Origin of the sequence: Microbispora bryophytorum, assembly GCF_043197435.1 — a bacterium.
In the GTDB taxonomy this organism is placed as follows: domain Bacteria; phylum Actinomycetota; class Actinomycetes; order Streptosporangiales; family Streptosporangiaceae; genus Microbispora; species Microbispora bryophytorum.
In genome coordinates this window covers 200,005-216,043 of sequence record NZ_JBICTF010000013.1, presented here as the reverse complement: position 1 = coordinate 216,043, position 16,039 = coordinate 200,005, and the positions used below count along the sequence as shown (strand labels likewise).

Below are 16,039 nucleotides of genomic sequence, written 5' to 3'. Positions count from 1 at the left end.
TACTACGAGAATTCGACTCACTCCTTGGTGCCTCCGGCCGTCATGCCGGCGACCAGGAAGCGCTGTGCGAAAAGGAAGACGATCAGCACCGGCAACACCGAGATGACGGTCGCGAGCGCGAGCGTGGGCAGCTGCACGGACTGGGCGCCGGCAGAGCTCGGGTTGAACGCCGGTGTCGAGGCGAGCAGGGAGGTCAGGCCGACCTGGACCGGGTACCCGTCGCTCGACGGCAGCATCACGAAAGGCAGGAAGAAGTTGTTCCAGTTCTGGACGAAGCTGAAGAACGCGACCAGGGCGACGATCGGCGCGGCCAGCGGCAGCGCGACCCTCGCGAACACCTGGAACTCGGTGCATCCGTCCAGGCGCGCCGCCGCGAGCAGATCACGCGGGACGCTGGTGGAGAAGTAGATGTAGGTGAGGTACACGCCGAAGGGGAAGAACGACATCGGCAGGATCACCGACAACGGGTTGCCGATCAAGCCCACCACGTTCAGCTCAAGGAAGATCGGCAGCACCAGCGCGGTGTTCGGGATCAGCATGACGATCAGCGTCAGCACCAGGAGCAGCCGCCGGAAGCGGAACTCCGTCAACGCCATCGCGTAGCCCGCCGGGATGCTCGCAACGAGCGTGATGACGAGCGCGCCCACAGCGTACAGCGCCGAGTTGCCGACCCACGAGGTGACCGCGCCGTCCTGGAAGTCGAACAACTGCTTCCAGTTGGCGGCCAGGTCACCGATGCTGCCGGGCTGGAACGGGTTCTCGATGATGAGCGCGTGTGCGGACTTCGTCGTCGCCAGCAGCAGCCAGACGATCGGGATCACGAAGAACAGCACGAAGATCGCGACCACGACGCCGATGATCGTCCGCATGCTCCAGCCGCTTACACCGTCCTGTCGCCCCGCCGGGCGACCGACGTCGACTGTCGTCATAGCCTCAGTCCTTCTCGAACAGGCCGCCGCGTGTCACGAAGACGGCCGACAGCGCGAGGGCGATGACGAGCAGCAGCAGGGAGATGGCCGCCGCTCCGTTGAAGTCGTTCTGCTGGAACGCGTACTGGTAGGCGAGCTGGTTGAGCGAGTAGTCGTTGGGCACGATCGCGTTGCTCGCCTGAGAGAGCAGCTGTGGCTCGACGAACAACTGCGTGCCGGCGGCGAGCGACATGATGCCCATGTACGAGATCCACTTGCGCAGCATCGGCAGCTGGATGCGCCGGGCGATCTGCACAACGGTGGCGCCGTCGATGCGCGCGGCCTCGATCACGTCGGGGCTGATGTTGTTGAGCGCGCCGTACATGATGACGATCCACCCGCCCGCGCCGGTCCAGAACGCGATGATGGCGAAGACCGGAGGGAGGTTCGCCGGCACGATGACCTGCACGAAGCTGGAGAATCCCAGCATATGCAGCAGGCCGCTGACCGGGCTGGCGGTCGGGTCGAGAACGAACAGCCACAGCAGCACGCTCGACGCGCCCGCCAGGGCGCCCGGCAGGTAGAAGACGAACCGAAGTGTCCGGCTCAGCCATCGCACCCGGACCGCGTGCACGACGACGGCCAGGAACGAGACCAGCACCACCAGGGCGACTAGCCAGATCACCAGGTAGAGCGCGACATGCGCGACGGCGGGCAGGAAGCGGAAGTCGCTCACAACCTTGGTGAAGTTGGCGATTCCCGCGAAGCCGCCCTCGTTGTCGGTGAACGCGAGGAAGACTGCGTAGAGGGCGGGCAGGACCCCGAACGCGACCACCAGCGCTGTGTAGGGGGCGACGAAGCCGTAGCTCATCGCGCTCCTCTCGCCGGCGGCGCTCCTTTCGCCCGGCCTTCCGCGCGGTGCCAGCGTGGCCGATGGGCCGGTCTCATTCATGGCTGTCATGTCATTTGACCGTATATCCGTTGACCTGGGCCTGGTTCTTGATCGCCGTCTCCCACTCGGGAAGCATGTCGACCAGGTTCTTGCCGTTGGCGATGGCCGGAGTCATCGTCTTCGCCCAGATCGCCTCCTGGCTGAAGACGCCGGAGCCCCACCCGTTCCAGATCAGCGACCCGGCCGTGAGCAGAGCCTGCAGGTCGGTCGCGTAGTAGCCGCTCGACTCCTGCTTCTTGAGCCACTTCTCCGCGGCCGGCGCGTAGGCCGGGTAACCGGGAGCGACGTTCACCTGGTAGTCGTCGGCCGTCGTGACGAACTCGACGAACTTCTCGGCCGCCTTGAGGTTCTTCGAATGGCTGCTGACGAACCAGGTGCCGCCGCCGACGTTGCCGGTCGCGGGGCTGTCGCCCTGCCAGGTCAGCGGCGCCGCGACGCCGAGCTGGCCCGCGGGGACGTTGAGCGACTGCGGGTTGTTGAAGATGGCTCCCGCGTACCAGGCCGGGCCGGGCATCAGGAGCACCTTACCGGTGTACTTCTTCACGAACTCCGGCGTGAACACGCTCACGTTGGGCGTGGTGCCGTTCTTGATCAGAACGTCGAGCATCGACGCGACGCGCTGGCACTCCGGGGTGCCGGTGCTGACCGACACCGTCTTCGGACCGGTGACGCCGTTCGCCTGGCACTTGCCGCTCCAGAAGTAGATCTCCGAGGCGAACGAGTCTCCGACGGCGCCGACGATGTAGCCGGGGTGCTCCTTGGCCACCTTCTCGCCGATCGCCTGATACTCCTCCCACGTCGTGGGGAGGGTGTAGCCGAACTTGTCGAGCAGGTCCTTGTTGTACCAGAGCGCGACCTGGGCGAGGTCGTTGCGCAGGCAGTAGACCTTGCCCTCGACGGTGCACGGGTCCAGCGAACCCTTGGTGAAGGAGTCGAGGGTGGCCTTCGGGACGAGCCCGCCGTCGAGCACGGCAGCGAACGCCTGCTTGCCGTTGCTCTTCTGGCTCGCCCACGCCGCGTCGTTGTTCTGCGTCGAGAACACGACGTCGGGCCAGCCGTTGCCGGCCCGGTCGAAGAGCTGCACCTTCGTCCGGAACGAGTTGGAGCCGTTGGCGGAGCCGTCGTACGTAACAACGTTGATCTTGACGTCCGGGTTCGCCTTCTTGAAGGCGTCGGCCGCGCTTGATCTATCGGAGTCAACCCATACAGTGATGGGAGCCTTGTCGTCCTGAGTTACCTGCGGAAAGCCGTAGGAACCGACTGAGGTGCCGCCGTCGCCGCCGCAACCGGCCAGGGTGAGGGCGATGGCCGATGCTCCGGCAACGCTGATCGCGCGCATCCATGGGCCCGTGCGTCCGGCTCGTGTGAAACGGAACATGTTCGAGTCCTTTTGTCCTGTCTCCCACATCGGGGGGTGAGAGATGGTGATAAAAGTAACGGCATACGTATGATGAGCGCAAGAGTTGCCGCCGCTGGTGCGGTGCGGTGCGAAGGAGAGGGAGAACGCCGATGAAGGGTGCTGCGTATGTGGGCGGAGGCCGTCTGGAGACGGTCTCCGTGGAGGTCGGGCCGCCGGGCCCCGGGGAGCTTCAGATCGCCGTCGCGTACTGCGGATTGTGCGGAACCGACCTCCACATCGCGCACGGCGCCATGGACGCCCGGGTACGGACGCCCCTCGTGTTCGGCCACGAGACGTCGGGCACCGTGGCGGCGGTCGGTGCGGGCGTGGAGGGCTGGAAGGTCGGTGACCCCCTGACCGTCATGCCGCTGGTCTGGGACGGCACGTGCCCGGCCTGCCTCGCCGGTCATCAGCATATTTGCCAGAACCTCGTCTTCGTCGGAATCGACGCCCCCGGAGGACTTCAACAGCGGTGGAATGTGCCGGCGTCGATCGCGGTGCCGCTTCCCCCCGGCCTCGACCTGCGCACGGCGGCGCTCGTCGAGCCCGTCGCCGTGGCGGTGCACGACGTCCGGCGCTCGGGTCTCCAGGTCGGCGACCACGCGGTCGTGCTCGGCGGCGGCCCCATCGGCGTGCTCATCGCCACCGTGGCGCGTGACGCCGGCGCGCACGTCATCGTAGCCGAGGTCGACGCCTCTCGCCGCAGCCGGATCGCCGCGCTCGGGTTCGAGGTGATCGATCCCGCCTCGGCCGACATGGCCGCCGAGATCGCACGCTGGACGAACGGCGTCGGCGCCGATGTGGTGTTCGAGGTGTCGGGAGCCGCCGCCGCGGCCCGATCCGCCACCGACCTGGCGAAGGTGCGCGGGACGATCGTCGTGGTGGCCATCCACTCCGCCCCCCGCGAGCTGGACCTGCAGCGCGTGTTCTGGCGCGAGCTGCGTCTGCTGGGCGCCCGGGTCTACCAGCGGTCCGACTTCGAACGCGCCGTCGACCTGCTCAACCGGGGCCGCATCCCCGCGCAGGCCCTCATCTCCCGCGTCGTCCCGATCGAGGAGGTCGCCTCCGCGATGGACGACCTGTCGGCGGGCCGGGCCATGAAGATCCTGGTGGACGTCGCGGGGGAGGCCGGGGCATGAGCGGTATGTTCGACCTTCACGGCCGTCTCGCCGTCGTCACCGGCGCCCGCCGTGGCATCGGCCGCGCCATGGCGGAGGCCCTCGCCGCCGCCGGCGCGGACATCATCGGTGTGAGCACTCAGGCGCGGGCCGACGACGAGATCGCCGAGTCGATCCGCGGGCTCGGCCGATCCTTCGAGAGCCGGGCGGTGGACTTCGCGGATCGCGACGCCGTCCTGGCGCTGGGCGCCGAGCTCGCGGAACGGGCTCCCGACATCCTCGTCAACAACGCGGGCACCATCGAACGGGCTCCCGCGGCGGAGCATCCGCTCTCGTGGTGGGACCGGGTGATCGAGATCGACCTGTCCAGCCAGTTCGCCCTCACGCAGCTGGTCGCGCGTCCGATGCTGGAGCGCGGCCGCGGCAAGGTCGTGTTCACGGCGAGCATGCTGAGCTTCCAGGGCGGGATCAACGTGCCCGGCTACACCGCCGCGAAGTCGGGGATCGCCGGCCTCACCCGTGCCCTCGCCAACGAGTGGGCCGGACGGGGCGTGAACGTCAACGCCATCGCGCCGGGCTACATCGCGACCGACAACACGGCGGCGCTCCGCGACGATCCCGACCGGTCGCGGTCGATCCTGGAGCGGATCCCGGCCGGGCGCTGGGGCCGCGGCGACGACCTCGCCGGAGTGGCGGTCTTCCTCAGCTCGGCGGCCTCCGACTACGTCTCCGGCGCAATCATTCCGGTGGACGGCGGGTGGCTGGCGAGATAACGCGCTCGCCCCGATAGAAGAGGCGGGGAAGCCGCATGGCTTCCCCGCCTCATCGTCGTCCGGCCGCTACCGCCGTCAGGTGACTACCGGGAGACCCCGGGGAAGGTCCGCAGGGCGGGCTCGATGCCGGCCTGCTCGATCACCTGCTGGGCGTCGGCGGGCCAGGCCGTGCCCGAGACCTGGACGTTGTCGATCAGCTGGTTGTTGTGCACGCCGGCGTCCGGCGTCTGCGTGCCGCCCGAGTTGTACCAGTTGTGCTGGAGCACGTTGTCGCTGGTGTTGTTGATCGTCCCGTAGGAGTTCGTGAACACCCACACTCCGCAGTCCTGGATCACGTTGTTCTTCATCGTCACGTAGCGAGATCCCTCATCCAGGTAGAGACCCACCGTGCGCTTGGTGTCGTAGATGTAGTTCCCGCTGAACACGGCGCCGGGATTGGCCGACAGGTTGTACAGGCTCCCGCCGTCGTGGAAGACCTTCTTCACGCCGTGGATCAGGTTGCCGGTCACCTCGGTGTTCTTGAGGGTCGTCGGCGTGTTGTAGATCGGCTGGTACGCGTAGAGGCCCCGGTTCTTGTAGTCCTGACTGCCGCCCGCGTCGTTCGCACCCCAGCCCCAGCCGGTGTCGATCCCGTCGTAGGCGAGGTTCGAGACCTCGTTGTGCGCGATCACGGCGTGGTCCACGTAGGTGGTGAGGATGCCCGACATCTCCTTGTAGTCCTTGGCGACGTCGGTCACGAAGTTGTTGTCGATCGTGATGTCGCGCAGGGTCATCGCCGGGTCGCCCGGGTGGTGGGCGTCCGGCTGGACGCCGCCCGCGACGACCCCCGCGCCACCGAGATCGGTGAACAGGTTGTGGTGCACGGTCGTCTCGGTGACGCCGAGCCCGATCCCTGCTCCGTTCGCGTTGGCGTCCAGGCCGATGCCGAGGCCCACCTGCCCGAGGTGGGCGAAGACGTCGTCGGTGAACTTCACACGGGTGGCCGCGGCCACCTGGACCGCCGCCGGCATCTGGTTCCAGCCGTTGCGCGCGCCCTCGAACAGCGGGCAGCCCGACTGGCAGCTGCTCAGATAGTCGGCGGGCTGCGGGTAGGCCTTCGGGATGAAGGCGCCGTTCTGCTGGTCGGCGTAGCCGATCGACGAGCCGGGCGACAGCCAGGTCGAGTGCGAGAACTGGATGCCCGAGAAGGTCAGGTCGTGCACCGGGTTCGCGTAGCTGCCCGCGATCTGCACGAGCGACTCGAGGGAGGGCAGCACGAACGACGCGCCGTTCGGGTCCTCACCGGCGGCGGCGCGGTAGTACAGCTTGCCGCCGGCCGGGTCGAGGTACCACTGTCCCTCCTGCAGGAAGGCGTAGGAGTTCTCGAGCAGCAGTTGGCCGCCCGCGAACGGGCGCGCCAGGGTGTCGTACCCCCAGTTGTTGTTCTGCCACGCGGGCTGCTGCATGGTGATCGTCGTCCCGCTGATGTTCTGCACGGGGGCGTACCGATCGGTGAAGGAGCCCTGGCTCTCGACCTCGATGCGGCTCTGGTCCGGCAGCGTCGCGAGGTAGTTCAGCGCGGGATTCTTGATCTCCATGCCGGATTCGGTGATCGTCACGTCGCCGCGGGCGATCGTGATCGCCGCGCGCGGCGCCGCGGCGTCGTTCTTGTAGAGCTGACGGCTGTCCTGCCCCTTGGGCACCGAGGCGACGAAGATGTTCTTGCCCGCGTCGTACGACGTCCAGCCGGTCACGGTCCGGCCGCCGGAGATGATCGGGTGCGCCCCCTTCGCCGCGGTCCAGGTCACCGGCTTGGCGCCGGACCCCGAGTCCTCCGCGGTGAAACGCAGCGGCTTGTCGAGCCGATAGGTCCCGTCCCTCAGCTCGACCGTCACGGCGCTTCCCGCGCGCGCCGACGCGCGCGCCATCGCCTGCGCCGCGGGCAGGGTGCGCAGCGGCTTGCCCGGCGTGCCCTGATGGTGATCGTCGCCGTCGGGCGAGACCACGATCGTGGTCCGGCCGGGATGGGGCGGCACGGCGAGCGCCGGTGTGGCGCCGATGACGACGATGCCGGCGGTCGCGACGGAGATGCTTGCCACGAGGGTTGCCAAATGACCCTGTTTCACTTGTCTTCGGCTCCCTTGGTGCATGTGATGTAACACATCATAGGTATGATGAAATCTTGAGTAAAGGGCGTCCGTCAAGAGGGGTGATTCCCGGGCATGAGCGAGCAGCAGAGCGAAGGCCCCGTCAGCGGCCGGCGCGTCGAGGTGTCGACGCTGGGTGAGGCCATAGTGCGGCTGTCGCCCCCGGCCGGCGAGCGGCTGCGCGATTGTGGCTGGCTGCGGGTGCACGCCGGCGGCGCCGAGGCGAACGTCGCCGTCGCCCTGGCGTCGGTCGGGGTGTCCGCCCGCTGGACGTCGGCGCTGCCGGACACGGTCCTCGGGCGCCGGGTCGCGGACTCACTGTCGAGCGCCGGCGTCCTCCTCGACACCGTGCGGTGGATGGCCGACGAGCGCCTCGGACTCTACTTCGCCGAGATCGGCTCCCCGCCCCGCCCGACGAGCGTCCTCTACGACCGGGCCGGTACCGCGTTCGGCTCGCTCCGCGTCGACGATCTCGACTGGACCGCCGTGTGCGAGGCGCGGATCATCCATCTGACCGGCATCACCGCCGCGCTGGCACCCGGATCGGACGCGCTCGTGCTGCGAACGGCACGGGAGGGGCGTGCGCGCGGCGCTCTGGTCGTCTACGACGTCAACTATCGATCGGCGCTGTGCTCGCCGGAGGCGGCCGCCTCGTTCGCCGCCGAAGTGGCTCCCGACGTCGACCTGTTGATCTGCCGCGCCGAGGACGCTCGCGACCTTTTCGGCCTGGCCGGCGATCCCGCGACGCTCGCGCGCGATCTGGCGACGACGCTGGCGGTCGGCCGCGTCGTGGTGACGGCCGGGGCCGGCGGCGCGGTCGCACACTGGGAGGGCGAGTCCTTCGCGGCCCCCGCGCTGCCCACCGTCGGAGTCGATCGGATCGGCGCCGGGGACGCCTTCGCGGCCGGCGTGCTGTGGGGCGTACTCGACGATTCCCCCGAGGAGGCGCTCCGCCGGGGAACGGCGATGGCCTCCCTGGCGATGAGCGTGCAGGGAGACCAGTGCCGCTTCAGCGCCGAGGAGGTGCTGGAGATCGCCCGGGGCACCGGGCGTGAGGTCCGCCGCTGAACCTCACGTCCCGCCGCCCGGCGGTGGGGGAACCTCCCCAGGAGCCGGCCTCCGCCGGGGTGAGGGATCACCCCGGCGAAGGCGCGTGCCCGGACGGCGTCAGACCCGGGTCCACTTCTGGTTGTTCTGACCGTTGCACGTGTAGATCTGCACCTTGGTGCCGTTGGCGGTGCCGTTGCCGGTCACGTCGAGGCACTTGTTGGCCCCGACGGCGGTGATGCTGCCGTCGGAGTTGAGGCGCCACTTCTGGTTGTTCTGGCCGTTGCAGTCCCAGATGAGCACGCTCGTGCCGTTCGCCGTGCTCGCACCGTTGACGTCGAGGCACTTGTTGCCGTAGACCCGCAGCTCACCGGCGCTGGTGGTGGTCCACTTCTGGTTGTTCTGGCCGTTGCAGTCCCAGATCTGCGCCAGGGCGCCGTTGGCCTGCGAGGCGCCGTTGACGTCCAGGCACCGCCCCGACGCCACACCCCTCAACGCACTCGTGCTCGCCGAAGACGAAGGTGACGGCGACGGCGAGGGGGACGGGGAGGGGGACGGAGACGTAGATGGAGACGGGGACGGGGAGGGCGATGGGCCGGCCAGTTCCTTGACACGGATGTTGCGGTACGCCACCACGTTGCCCGACCCGTGGTTCTGGATGCCGATGTAGCCCTGCTGGAGCGAGCGGGCCGAATCGGTGTTGGTGAAATCGTTGATCTTGGTTCCGTTCAGGAACACCTGCAGCCGCTCACCCTCCACCAGCAGCTCATAGGTGTTCCACTGACCCGGCGGATTCAGCGCGGCGTCACGGGCCGTGATGTCCGCCGACTTGACTCCGTAGATCGCCCCCGTCGTCTTGTCGGAGGTGTCGGTGGCGTCGATCTGCACCTCATATCCGGTGTTGAGCGCCGTGTTCGGGTCGCTGGTGGGCGGGAACCCGACGATCACCCCCGAGTTGGAGTCACCGGTCATCCTCCAGTCGAGCTTGAGGGAGTAGGAGTGGAACTCCTTGGCGCCGTAGTACAGCATCCCCATGCCGCCCTGGGAGGTCAGCGTGGCGTCGCTGTTGGTGAACGACCCCGGCCCGACCTGCGACCAGCCCGTCGTCGACCCGTTGTACAGCGCCGTGTACCCGGTCTCCGGGCGGCAGTCGGCGTTGACGGCCTTGGCCGCGTACCGGATCCCGCCCAGCAGCAGGGTGCGGAAGTTCGAGTCGGCGTACGACTCCTGGGTGTGTCCCAACCCCGTGTAGAACGCCCGGCCGGAGGACTGGGGGTGGCACCAGGTGATCGGGTGATCACCCATGCCGCCGCCGCTGTAGCTGCTCTCGTCCAGGCTCTGCAGCACGCGGACGTTCGAGCGGGGGTTGGAGCGGAAGCTGTACCACTCGTCCGTACGCGACCATGTCGTCCCCAGGTGAGCGGTCGCGGCGTGCGCCCGGTCCTCGTTCCGCACGGTGGCCTGCTGGATCGCCGGGTGGTTGTTGAACCAGGCGCCCATCAGCTGCCCGTAGTACGGCCAGTTGTACTCGGTGTCGGCGGCCGCATGGACCCCGACGTAACCGCCTCCGCCGTTCACGTACGTCTGGAAGGCGGCCTGCTGGCTGTCGTTGAGCACATCACCGGTGGTGCTGAGGAACACCACCGCCTTGTACTGGGCGAGGTTGCTCGTGTTGAAGGCGTTCGAGTCCTCGGTGGCGTCGACGGTGAAGTCGTTGGCGGCGCCCAGGTCGCGGATGGTCTGGATCCCCGTGGGGATCGAGTCGTGCCGGAACGCGGCCGTCTTGGAGAACACCAGCACCTTGAAGGCGGCGGCCTGGGCGGGGACGGTCGGGATCACCGTCGCGGCGACGGTGAGCGCCGCCGCGGTCATCGACAGGCGTCGCAGCAGGGATGTCTTCCGGTCGCTCCCCGCGACGCGCCCGAGCGCGGCGGGGGTCAGATGTCGCAGCATGGGTGTCCTTTCGTCGCCGCCCGGCGCGGCCCCTTCCGAGGAGGAAAGCCGGGGTCGCGCCGGGCGGTCGCATCAATGGGTGATCGGCGTGAGGCCGGGCGGTGTGCCGGGTGGCCTCAGACGCGGGTCCACTTCTGGTTGTTCTGGCCGTTGCAGGTCCAGATGATGACCTTGCTGCCGTTGGCGGTGCCGTTGCCGGTCACGTCGAGGCACTTGTTGGCCCCGACGGCGGTGATGCTGCCGTCGGAGTTGAGGCGCCACTTCTGGTTGTTCTGGCCGTTGCAGTCCCAGATGACCACGCTGGTGCCGTCGGCGGTGGCGCCACCGTTGACGTCCAGGCACTTGTTGCCGTAGACCCGCAGCTCACCGGCGCTGGTGGAGGTCCACTGCTGGTTGGCCTGCCCGTTGCAGTCCCAGATCTGCGCCAGGGCGCCGTTGGCCTGCGAGGCGCCGTTGATGTCCAGGCACCGCCCCGACGCCACACCCCTCAGCGCACTCGTGCTCGCCGAGGGCGACGGGGAGGGCGACGGGGAGCGGGAGGGGGAGGGAGACGGTGACGGGGAGGGCGACGGGGAGGACGACGTGCCGGTGGCGAAGGTGAAGGCGTCCAGATCGAACAGGTAGCCCTGTCCTGTCGCGCCGCGGAAGACCAGGTACAGCGTCGTCGCTCCGGACGGCACGCCGCTGAGGTTCGCCGAGACGTCGGTGAAGGTTTCCCAGCTTCCGGTGCTCGCGACGGTCACCGTGCCCAGCAACGTGCCCGTGGCCGAGCCCGCCCGCACCTCGATCCGGCCGCCCGCGCCGGCCGAGGACACCCGAGCGGTGATCCTCGTCGCGTTGCTCAGGTTGTAGGGCTGGAAGGAGATCCAGTCGCCGTCGTCGGTGAAGCCGACCGTCTTGCCGCCCTCCGCGGTGGTGTGGTCCGCCACCTGGACGCCCTGCTGGGCGCCGAAGTGCTCGGCCTGCCGGTGGCGCGGCTGGAGCGTACGGACATTGGTGGTGGTCAGGCCCCCCGCGTCGGTGTAGGAGGCCTCGAAGACGCCGAAGATGTTGGCCGCGGAGTCGTGCTCACCGTCCACCGGCACGTTGATCGAGCCGCTGCAGCCGCTCTTGGAGGTGATCTGGTGCGCGTGGCTGTCGTGGCCGAGGAAGTAGGTGACGGTCACCTTCGAGCAGTCGATCGTGCCGTCCTCCGGGTCGCTGACGCTGACCTGGAAGGGCACGGTGTCGCCGAAGGAGAACAGCTGCCCGTCGCCCGGGGAGGTCAGCGTCACCGCGGGAGCGGTGTTGCCGACGGTCACGATCACACTCGCGCTACCGGTCAGCCCCTGCGGGTCGCGGACGGTGAGGGTGGCGGTGTAGGTGCCGTTCGTGGTGTAGGTCTTGCTCGGGTTGGCGGCCGTGGAGGTGGTGCCGTCGCCGAAGCTCCACGAGTAGGTCAGCGTGCCGCCCTCGGGGTCGGAACTGCCCGAGGAGGAGAAGCTCACGGTCAGCGGAGCCGGTCCCGAGGTCTTGTTGGCGGCGGCCTTGGCGATCGGGTTGCGGTTGGCCTTGCCGATGTACTCGACCCGGTACAGCGCCTGGTTGTTGTTTCCGGTGCCGTAGTCGAGGACGTACAGGGCGCCGTCGGGGCCGAACGCCATGTCCATCACCTGGGTGCCGCTCCAGGGGAACGCCGAGATCTCCCCGTACGCGCCGTCCGATTTGACCTCGATCGCCTTGATCCAGCGGCGGCCGTACTCACCGGCGAAGAAGCGCCCGTCGAGCGTCTGGGGGAACTTGACGGCCGAGCTCGAGTTCGGGTCGAACCGGTAGACCGGGCCGCCCATCGGCGACTCGGACCCGGAGCCGAACTCCGGTGGCGAGCCGGCGTCCCCCGCGTACCTGATCCATGCCGGCCTCGCCGCGGGCAGCGTGGTCAGGCCGGTGTTGCGGAAGGAGTTGTTGGTCGCGCCGCCCGAGCAGTTGAACTTCGATCCGGTGCTGTTGGTGGCGAAGTTCCACTCGTTGTAGGTCTCGCTGGTGGTGTTCGTGCCGGTGCAGTACGGCCAGCCGTAGTTGCCCGCACTGGTGATGCGGTTGAACTCCACCTGCCCTTGCGGCCCGCGGTTGGAGTTGGTCGACCCCGCGTCCGGCCCGTAGTCGCCCAGGTAGACGACGCCGGTCGCCTTGTCCACACTCATCCGGAACGGGTTACGAAAGCCCATCCCGTAGATCTCCGGCCGGGTCTTCGCCGTCCCCGGCGGGAACAGGTTGCCGCTGGGGATCGTGTAGGTCCCGTCCGGCTGCGGCTTGATCCGCAGGAGCTTGCCGCGCAGGTCGTTGGTGTTGCCCGCCGTGCGCTGGACGTCGTACTGCGGATTGCGGTCGGTCCGCTCGTCCAGCGGGGAGTAGCCGGCCGACTCGAAGGGGTTGCTGTCGTCGCCGGTGGTCAGGTAGAGGTTCCCGGCGGCGTCGAAGTCGATGTCACCACCGACGTGACAGCACATCCCGCGGTCGTTCGGCACCTCCAGCACGACCTTCTCACTGCTCAGGTCGAGCGTGTCGTCGGACTTGAGCGTGAAACGGGACAGGTTCAGGTGTCCCTTCCACGAGTCGAACTGCGCCTGCGTGCCGTTGGCGGGCGCGTCACCGCTCGGCGTGCTCAGCCGCGGCGAGTAGTACAGCCAGATGTACCGGTTCGACGCGAAGTTCGGGTCGACCGCCACACCCTGCAGGCCCTCCTCGTCATGGGTGTAGACATTGAGCTTGGCGGCCACCTTCGTGGTGCCGTTGACATCGGTGATGCGCACCGTGCCGTCGCGGGCCGTGTGCACGACCGATCGGTTCGGCATCACGGCCAGCGACATCGCCTCACCCAGCTCCGAGCCTCCCGAGGCGAGCGACACCTGCTGGTAGTCGGACGCGGGGATGGTCAGCGCGTTCGCCGGGGCGGTGGTGACCGCGAGGGCTCCGGAAGTGATCAGCGCCATCGTGGTCAGCGTTGTGAGCCACGAACGTCGGGACATCGGTTTCCTTCCTGACAGGTCAAGATCAGTCAGGGCAAAGCGCGCGCCGACGCGCTGTTGCCAAGGTTCTGCTTCGTGCCCAGAGGGGTGCCGCCTCTGGTTCCCTCATCCGGCCGCCGATCCCGGCGGCCGGATGAGGGAGGCTTCTGGGTGTGGATCGCCGTCGCGAGCCGTCCACCGGGTCTCCCGTGAGTGCGCTATGACGGCCGGTGGGGCGGAAGCGTCACGTGCGGCCGTCGCCGGGGCGAGCTATCTCCCCGGCGACGGCGTGTGCCCGGATGGTGTCAGGCTCGGGTCCACTTCTGGTTGTTCTGGCCGTTGCAGGTCCAGATGATGACCTTGCTGCCGTTGGCGGTGCCGTTGTTGTAGACGTCGAGGCACTTGTTCGCGCCCACGGCGGTGATGCTGCCGTCGGAGTTGAGGCGCCACTTCTGGTTGTTCTGGCCGTTGCAGTCCCAGATGATCACGCTGGCGCCGTCGGCGGTGCTCGCACCGTTGACGTCCAGGCACTTGTTGCCGTAGACCCGCAGCTCACCGGCGCTGGTGGTGGTCCACTGCTGGTTGTTCTGGCCGTTGCAGTCCCAGACCTGCGCCAGGGCGCCGTTGGCCTGCGACACACCGGTGACGTCCAGACACCGCCCCGAGCTCACACTCCTGAGCGCGCTCGTGCTCCCCGACGGCGACGACGGTGACGGGGAGGGCGTCGACGTGCCGTTCCGGGGCCCGGCGGAGGCCATCACGGACTGGGCGCCCGACGGCCACTGCCCGTTGGTGACGGTCACATTGCCGTTGACGACGCTGCCGCGGTCGCCGTTGGTGATGTTGGTGCTGCCGTTGGTCGACCAGTTGCCGGTGACGGTGAAGTTGCCCATGTTCTCACCGCCCCAGTAGTTGGCGGTGGCCCAGGTGCCGGTGTTCGAGAAGACGTTGTTCCTGACGGTGTAGTACTTGGAGCCCTCATCGAAGTAGAGCCCGAACCAGCCGTTGGTCCGCAGGCAGTAGTTGTCGCTGATGACCGCGTTCGGGTTCCACGACAGCGTGTAGATGCATCCGCCGTCGGTCATCTGCTGCATGACGTCGTGCACGTAGTTGCCGACGAGCTTGTTGCCCGACGCCGTGGTGGCCGTGGTGTACCGCGGCTGGTAGTTGTACAGACCCCGGTTGGCGTACTGGGTGCTGCCGCCGGGCTCGTTGGCGCCCCACCCGTAGCCGATCGACATGCCGGTGTAGGGCATGTTGTAGACCTCGTTGTGGGACACGTCGCTGGTGGTGACATAGGTGGTCAGGACCGAGACGACGCCCCGGTAGTCCAGCCCGAGGTCGTGGATGCGGTTGTCGCTGACGGTGATGTTGCGGTTGACCATCCGCTGGTCGCTCGGGTGGTGGGCGTCGGCGCGCACGCCGCCGACCACGATGCCGCCTGCCGAGTTGCGGGCGATCTCGGATCGGGTGACCGTGATGTCGCTGGCGCCCAGGCCGACGCCGCTGGCGTGCGCGTTGGCGTCGTTGCCGATGCCCACGGCCGTCTGGCCCAGGTTGACGAACTGCGAGTCGGAGAAGGTGATGTGGTTGGCCGCCGAGACCTGCACCGCCGCGGGCATCTGGGCCCAGTTCGGCCTGGTGGACTCGAACTGCTGGCAGCCCTCCTGGCAGGAGCTGGGCAGGTTGCTGGGCCAGTTGGAGTTGCCCGAGATGTAGGAGCCGGTCTGCTGGTCGGCGAAGCCCTGGTTGCTGCTGGGCCCGAGCCAGCTGGTGCCGGTGAAGGTGATGCCGCTGAAGGCGATGTGGTGCGCGGGCGCGTCGTAGGTGCCGCCGACGTTCACCAGAGACTGCAACACCGGCAGCTCCACGCTGGTGCTGCTCATGTTCTGTCCGGACAGCGGAATGTAGGACAGCACGCCCGTCGTGGGGTTGATGTACCACTCACCCGGCGAGTCGAGGAACTCGTAGGCGTTCTCGATGTACAACGGCCCGGCCCGGTGCGGGGTGGTGAACGTGTCGTACCCGAAGATGTTGTTGCTCCAGCTGGGCTGCTGCATCGTGATGAAGTTGCCGCTGATGCTCTGCACCCGCACGTACCGGTCCGTGAACGAGCCGATGCTCTCCAGCTCGATCCGGTTCTGGCCGGCCAGGTTGTTCAGGTAGCTCAGCGCGCTGTTGCCGAACCTCATGCCGGAGGAGGTGGCGGTGAAGTCGGACCGGTTCAGCTGCGTACGCGCCCGGGTGGCGAGGGCGCCGTTGACGTACAGCTGCCGGGTGTCGATCCCGGTGCCGACGTTGGCCTGCCAGATGTTCTTCGCCTGGTTCGCGAGCGTCCACCCGGTGACCGCCCTGGCGCCGGTGACGACGGGATGCGCCGACGGGGCCGCCTGCCACACGACCTGATATCCGTTGGTGCCGGAGTCGGCGGCGGTCAGCCGTAGCGGCGAGGAGAGCCGGTACGCCCCGTCGGCGAGTTGCACGACGATGTCGCCCGACATGGAGCTGTTCTGCGACCGCACCGCCGCCTGCGCTCCCGACAGCGAGCACGGCTGGGCGGACGAGCAGGTGCTGCCGGTGCCCGAGGGCGAGGCGTAGAGGGTCGTGGTGGCGGCGTGGGCCGCGGTGGCCGAGGCGACGACGGCCATCGCGGCGGTCAGCGCCGCGATGACGAGACCGACCAGAAGCGGTCTCAACACCGCGCCTGGTGGGGAAGGATGCTCAACTCGATCGGTCACGTGCTTCTCCGTGGTGACGCGGCCTCACCTGGCACCAC

Annotated in this window: 10 protein-coding genes; 3 read left to right on the top strand and 7 right to left on the bottom strand. The window is 68.2% G+C overall.

Going from position 1 to position 16,039, the window contains the following annotated elements:
* Positions 1–17: 17 nt before the first annotated feature.
* The 3 genes from ACGFIB_RS33865 to ACGFIB_RS33855 are packed head-to-tail and all read right to left on the bottom strand — an operon-like array spanning position 18 to position 3,238.
* Positions 18–929 carry a carbohydrate ABC transporter permease gene (locus ACGFIB_RS33865; RefSeq protein WP_357252576.1) on the bottom strand — a complete coding sequence of 304 codons (912 nt, stop codon included), beginning with the start codon at positions 927–929 and terminating at the stop codon, positions 18–20.
* A 4-nt stretch (positions 930–933) separates the two neighbouring features.
* Positions 934–1,869 (bottom strand): carbohydrate ABC transporter permease, encoded by a 936-nt coding sequence (locus ACGFIB_RS33860; RefSeq protein WP_189105104.1) that lies wholly within the window; start codon positions 1,867–1,869, stop codon positions 934–936.
* Position 1,870: 1 nt separating this feature from the next.
* Positions 1,871–3,238, bottom strand: a complete 1,368-nt coding sequence (locus ACGFIB_RS33855; RefSeq protein WP_142576062.1) for an ABC transporter substrate-binding protein — start codon at positions 3,236–3,238, stop codon at positions 1,871–1,873.
* 131 nt (positions 3,239–3,369) lie between these two features.
* On the opposite strand from ACGFIB_RS33855, the gene ACGFIB_RS33850 reads away from it, so the two are divergent.
* Together ACGFIB_RS33850 and ACGFIB_RS33845 are read left to right on the top strand one after the other, a co-directional pair.
* Positions 3,370–4,398 (top strand): zinc-dependent alcohol dehydrogenase, encoded by a 1,029-nt coding sequence (locus tag ACGFIB_RS33850; RefSeq protein WP_393377323.1) that lies wholly within the window; start codon positions 3,370–3,372, stop codon positions 4,396–4,398.
* Positions 4,395–5,150, top strand: a complete 756-nt coding sequence (locus ACGFIB_RS33845) for an SDR family oxidoreductase (RefSeq protein WP_393377321.1) — start codon at positions 4,395–4,397, stop codon at positions 5,148–5,150. Before ACGFIB_RS33850 ends, ACGFIB_RS33845 begins: the two co-directional genes overlap by 4 nt.
* A gap of 83 nt (positions 5,151–5,233) precedes the next feature.
* On the opposite strand, the gene ACGFIB_RS33840 is transcribed toward ACGFIB_RS33845, so the two are convergent.
* On the bottom strand, positions 5,234–7,228 hold the full coding sequence (locus ACGFIB_RS33840) for a right-handed parallel beta-helix repeat-containing protein (protein WP_393377318.1): 1,995 nt from the start codon (positions 7,226–7,228) through the stop codon (positions 5,234–5,236).
* Between the two features lie 123 nt (positions 7,229–7,351).
* On the opposite strand from ACGFIB_RS33840, the gene ACGFIB_RS33835 reads away from it, so the two are divergent.
* Positions 7,352–8,344, top strand: coding sequence for a sugar kinase (locus ACGFIB_RS33835; RefSeq protein WP_357252566.1), 993 nt, complete (start codon positions 7,352–7,354; stop codon positions 8,342–8,344).
* Between the two features lie 99 nt (positions 8,345–8,443).
* Here ACGFIB_RS33835 and ACGFIB_RS33830 read toward each other — a convergent pair whose 3' ends face one another.
* The 3 genes from ACGFIB_RS33830 to ACGFIB_RS33820 form a co-directional block, all read right to left on the bottom strand.
* A complete protein-coding gene (locus tag ACGFIB_RS33830; RefSeq protein WP_393377315.1) occupies positions 8,444–10,276 on the bottom strand; it encodes a lectin in 1,833 nt (610 codons plus the stop codon).
* A gap of 116 nt (positions 10,277–10,392) precedes the next feature.
* A complete protein-coding gene (locus tag ACGFIB_RS33825) occupies positions 10,393–13,284 on the bottom strand; it encodes a lectin (RefSeq protein WP_393377313.1) in 2,892 nt (963 codons plus the stop codon).
* A 284-nt stretch (positions 13,285–13,568) separates the two neighbouring features.
* The gene (locus ACGFIB_RS33820; RefSeq protein WP_223854433.1) at positions 13,569–15,959 is read right to left on the bottom strand and encodes an RICIN domain-containing protein; all 2,391 of its coding nucleotides are present in this window, start codon (positions 15,957–15,959) and stop codon (positions 13,569–13,571) included.
* Positions 15,960–16,039 lie beyond the last annotated feature (80 nt).

Bases quoted from the DNA above. Each gene is read 5' to 3' on its own strand.
- ACGFIB_RS33860 (WP_189105104.1), bottom strand. From the start codon at position 1,869: ATGACAGCCATGAATGAGACCGGCCCATCGGCCACGCTGGCACCGCGC.
- ACGFIB_RS33850 (WP_393377323.1), top strand. From the start codon at position 3,370: ATGAAGGGTGCTGCGTATGTGGGCGGAGGCCGTCTGGAGACGGTCTCC.
- ACGFIB_RS33830 (WP_393377315.1), bottom strand. From the start codon at position 10,276: ATGCTGCGACATCTGACCCCCGCCGCGCTCGGGCGCGTCGCGGGGAGC.
- ACGFIB_RS33825 (WP_393377313.1), bottom strand. From the start codon at position 13,284: ATGTCCCGACGTTCGTGGCTCACAACGCTGACCACGATGGCGCTGATC.
- ACGFIB_RS33845 (WP_393377321.1), top strand. From the start codon at position 4,395: ATGAGCGGTATGTTCGACCTTCACGGCCGTCTCGCCGTCGTCACCGGC.
- ACGFIB_RS33835 (WP_357252566.1), top strand. From the start codon at position 7,352: ATGAGCGAGCAGCAGAGCGAAGGCCCCGTCAGCGGCCGGCGCGTCGAG.
- ACGFIB_RS33865 (WP_357252576.1), bottom strand. From the start codon at position 929: ATGACGACAGTCGACGTCGGTCGCCCGGCGGGGCGACAGGACGGTGTA.
- ACGFIB_RS33855 (WP_142576062.1), bottom strand. From the start codon at position 3,238: ATGTTCCGTTTCACACGAGCCGGACGCACGGGCCCATGGATGCGCGCG.